The sequence below is a fragment of the Sulfitobacter sp. HI0129 genome (assembly GCF_001635395.1).
In the GTDB taxonomy this organism is placed as follows: domain Bacteria; phylum Pseudomonadota; class Alphaproteobacteria; order Rhodobacterales; family Rhodobacteraceae; genus Sulfitobacter.
The window spans coordinates 1-2,982 of sequence record NZ_LWGH01000585.1 but is presented as its reverse complement, the minus strand read 5'-3'; the positions used below and the strand labels follow the sequence as shown (position 1 = coordinate 2,982).

Annotated in this window: 3 protein-coding genes and 1 pseudogene; all 4 read left to right on the top strand. The window is 63.8% G+C overall.

Annotated features, from left to right (window positions below; translation table 11 throughout):
* Nucleotides 1–127: pseudogene (gene trpA, locus A3764_RS24775) on the top strand (tryptophan synthase subunit alpha); the annotation flags it as partial.
* Nucleotides 128–222: 95 nt separating this feature from the next.
* Nucleotides 223–1,389: an alpha-hydroxy acid oxidase gene (locus A3764_RS15635; protein ID WP_067923548.1), complete on the top strand. Its 1,167-nt coding sequence runs from the start codon at nucleotides 223–225 to the stop codon at nucleotides 1,387–1,389.
* 22 nt (nucleotides 1,390–1,411) lie between these two features.
* Nucleotides 1,412–2,038, top strand: a complete 627-nt coding sequence (locus A3764_RS15630) for a hypothetical protein (RefSeq protein WP_067923551.1) — start codon at nucleotides 1,412–1,414, stop codon at nucleotides 2,036–2,038.
* A 124-nt stretch (nucleotides 2,039–2,162) separates the two neighbouring features.
* Complete coding sequence (locus tag A3764_RS15625; protein WP_067951751.1) at nucleotides 2,163–2,834, top strand: 50S ribosomal protein L25/general stress protein Ctc; 672 nt, start codon at nucleotides 2,163–2,165, stop codon at nucleotides 2,832–2,834.
* Nucleotides 2,835–2,982 lie beyond the last annotated feature (148 nt).

Sequence of the window (2,982 nt, the reverse complement as noted above, 5' to 3'; positions counted from 1 at the left end):
CATCGCCGAAGTTGCCGATGGCGTCGTCGTGGGCTCGGCCATCGTCGGACGGCTGGCACAGGGCGATAGCGTGCAGGACGTGCTGGCCTTCGTAGCGTCACTGGCCGAAGGCGCGCATTCGGCCTGAGAACGATTGGCAGGCCCGCGCGCGCGCTTGTGCGCTCGCAGCGGATTGAGTACTCCGGTAGCAATCTCTACTGCCGCAGCCGGAGGCCCGACCGCATGCCCGTCATCACCGAAATCGAAGATCTTCGTCGTCTCTACAAGCGGCGCGTGCCGCGGATGTTCTACGATTACACCGAAAGCGGAAGTTGGTCGGAACAGACGTTCCGGGACAACTCTGACAATTTCGACGAGATTCGCCTGCGCCAGCGCGTGGCGGTCGACATGTCAGGCCGCAGCACCGCGTCCCGGATGATCGGGCAGGATGTGACGATGCCGGTGGCACTCGCCCCCGTCGGGTTGACCGGGATGCAGCACGCGGATGGCGAGATCAAGGCCGCCCGCGCGGCCGAAGCCTTCGGCGTGCCCTATACGCTCAGCACCATGTCGATCAATTCGATCGAGGATGTGGCGGAGGCGACCACCAAGCCTTTCTGGTTCCAGCTCTATACCATGCGGGACGAGGATTTCGTGGCGCGGCTGATCCAGCGTGCGAAGGACGCGAAATGCTCCGCGCTGGTCATCACGCTCGACCTGCAAATCCTCGGCCAACGGCACCGCGATATCAAGAACGGCCTCTCCGCCCCGCCCAAGCTGACGGCAAGCACCATTGCCAACCTCGCCACCAAATGGGGCTGGGGGCGCGAGATGCTGGGCGCGAAGCGGCGCGAGTTCGGCAATATCGTTGGCCATGTGAAAGGCGTATCCGACGCCACCGACCTTGGTGCATGGACGGCGCAGCAGTTCGATCCCTCGCTTGACTGGGCCAAGATCGCCAAGCTGAAAGAGCAATGGGACGGCAAGGTGATCCTCAAGGGTATTCTGGATGCCGATGACGCCCGCAAGGCGCTGGAAGTCGGGGCCGACGCCATCGTGGTAAGCAACCATGGCGGGCGCCAACTAGACGGCGCACTGAGCGCGATCCGGGCGCTTCCGATGATTCTGGATGCCGTCGGGGATCAGATGGAGGTCCATGTCGACAGCGGCATTCGCTCCGGTCAGGACGTGCTGAAGGCGCTGGCGCTGGGGGCCACGGGCACCTACATCGGTCGCGCCTATATCTACGGGCTGGGCGCGATGGGTCAGGCCGGGGTCACCCGCGCGCTGGAGGTTATCCACCGTGAGTTGGATACAACCATGGCGCTTTGCGGGGAAACGTCGGTGCAGCGATTGGGCCGTCACAACCTGCTGATCCCCAAGGATTTCAGCGGCGACTGGCAGGATTGAACGCCCGAGGGATGGTTGCCCCATGCTGATTTTCCTGCGTCACCGGCTGGCGTTTCTGGCCACGCCCAAGACGGGCACCACCGCCGTGGAAATGGCCCTGCGGCCCAAGGCGGAGATCATCTTTGCCAAGGGCCGCAAACATGTCACGGCGCAGCGCTACAGGGCGCGCGTCGCCCCCTTTTTGCAGGAAACCTACGGCGCGCAGACCGAACCGCTCGCCGTGATGCGGGATCCGGTCACGCAAATCCGAAGCTGGTACCGTTACCGCAACGCCCCCCGGCTCGAAGGCAGCCCGCTCAGCACCCGGGGGATGAGCTTCGACGACTATGTGCTTCACGTCATCTCTGACGATCCGCCGCCCGCGGCCCAGATCGGCAGCCAGTTCCAGTTTCTGACCTCCGACACAGGCGAAGTGCTGGTCGATCATCTCTTCGCCTATGAGAGCCAGCCCGACTTTCGCCGCTTCCTGGCCGATCGTCTGGGCGACGATTTCGAGATCAAGCAGCGCAACGTTTCCCCCGAGGTCGACGCCCCCCTCTCGCCAGAGGTGGAGGCGCAGCTTCGCAGCGCCCGGGCAGCCGAATTCGCGCTATATGACCGGCTGCGCAGTGCCGGGGGTTATCTGCACACGCCCAAGCCCGCGGGCTGAGCCGCTTTCGGGCAAGCAGGGGGCAAATACCCTCTTTCCACTTTTCCCAAACGCGACTATACGCGCGACTTCACGTGGGACGACAGCCTTGGAGGCGTCCCGCCCTAACTTATTGGAGATTAAAATGGCCGGAGAGATTCCAGATCTTGAAGCCCAGGTACGGACGGGGACAGGCAAGGGCGCCGCTCGTCAGGCACGCCGTGACGGCATGGTACCGGGGATCGTGTTCGGAGGCGAGAAAGAGCCGCTGCCGATCAACATCCCGTTCAACAAACTGCTGACCATGCTGCGCGCTGGCCGGTTCAAGGCGACGCTGTTCAACCTGAAGGTCGACGGCCATGACGACGTCCGCGTGATCTGCCGCGACGTGCAGCGCCACGTGGTCAAGGACCTGCCCACGCACGTCGATTTCATGCGCCTGAAGCGGACCACCAAGATCAACCTCTTCATCAACGTCGAAGTGACCGGCGAAGAGGAATCCCCCGGTCTGAAGAAAGGCGGCGTCCTGTCGCTGGTACGCCCCGAAGTCGAACTGGTCGTGACCGCATCCGATATCCCCGAAAGCATCACCGTCGATGTGTCGGAACTGGAAATCGGTGACAGCGCCACGATCTCCAACGTCAAGCTGCCCGCCGGCGCGAAGCCCACGATCGACCGTGACTTCGTGATCGCGCAGGTCTCCGCGCCGTCCGGTCTGGCATCGCAGGATGAGGACGAGGACGAGGATGACGTCGCAGTGGACGAGGTACCGACCACAGAGATGGGCCCGCCCGACGGCGAACAGGCCGACGACTGATATTTCCGCCGTTCATTCGGCAGATAGAACGGGGCCGCGACGCGGCCCCGTTTTCGTTTCGCACCGCCGCCTGCGTCCGGGGAGGGGGCTGGCACGGCGGTCCGATGTGCTTGTCAAACTCACTGCGGACCGCGTAGACCCCACTCAT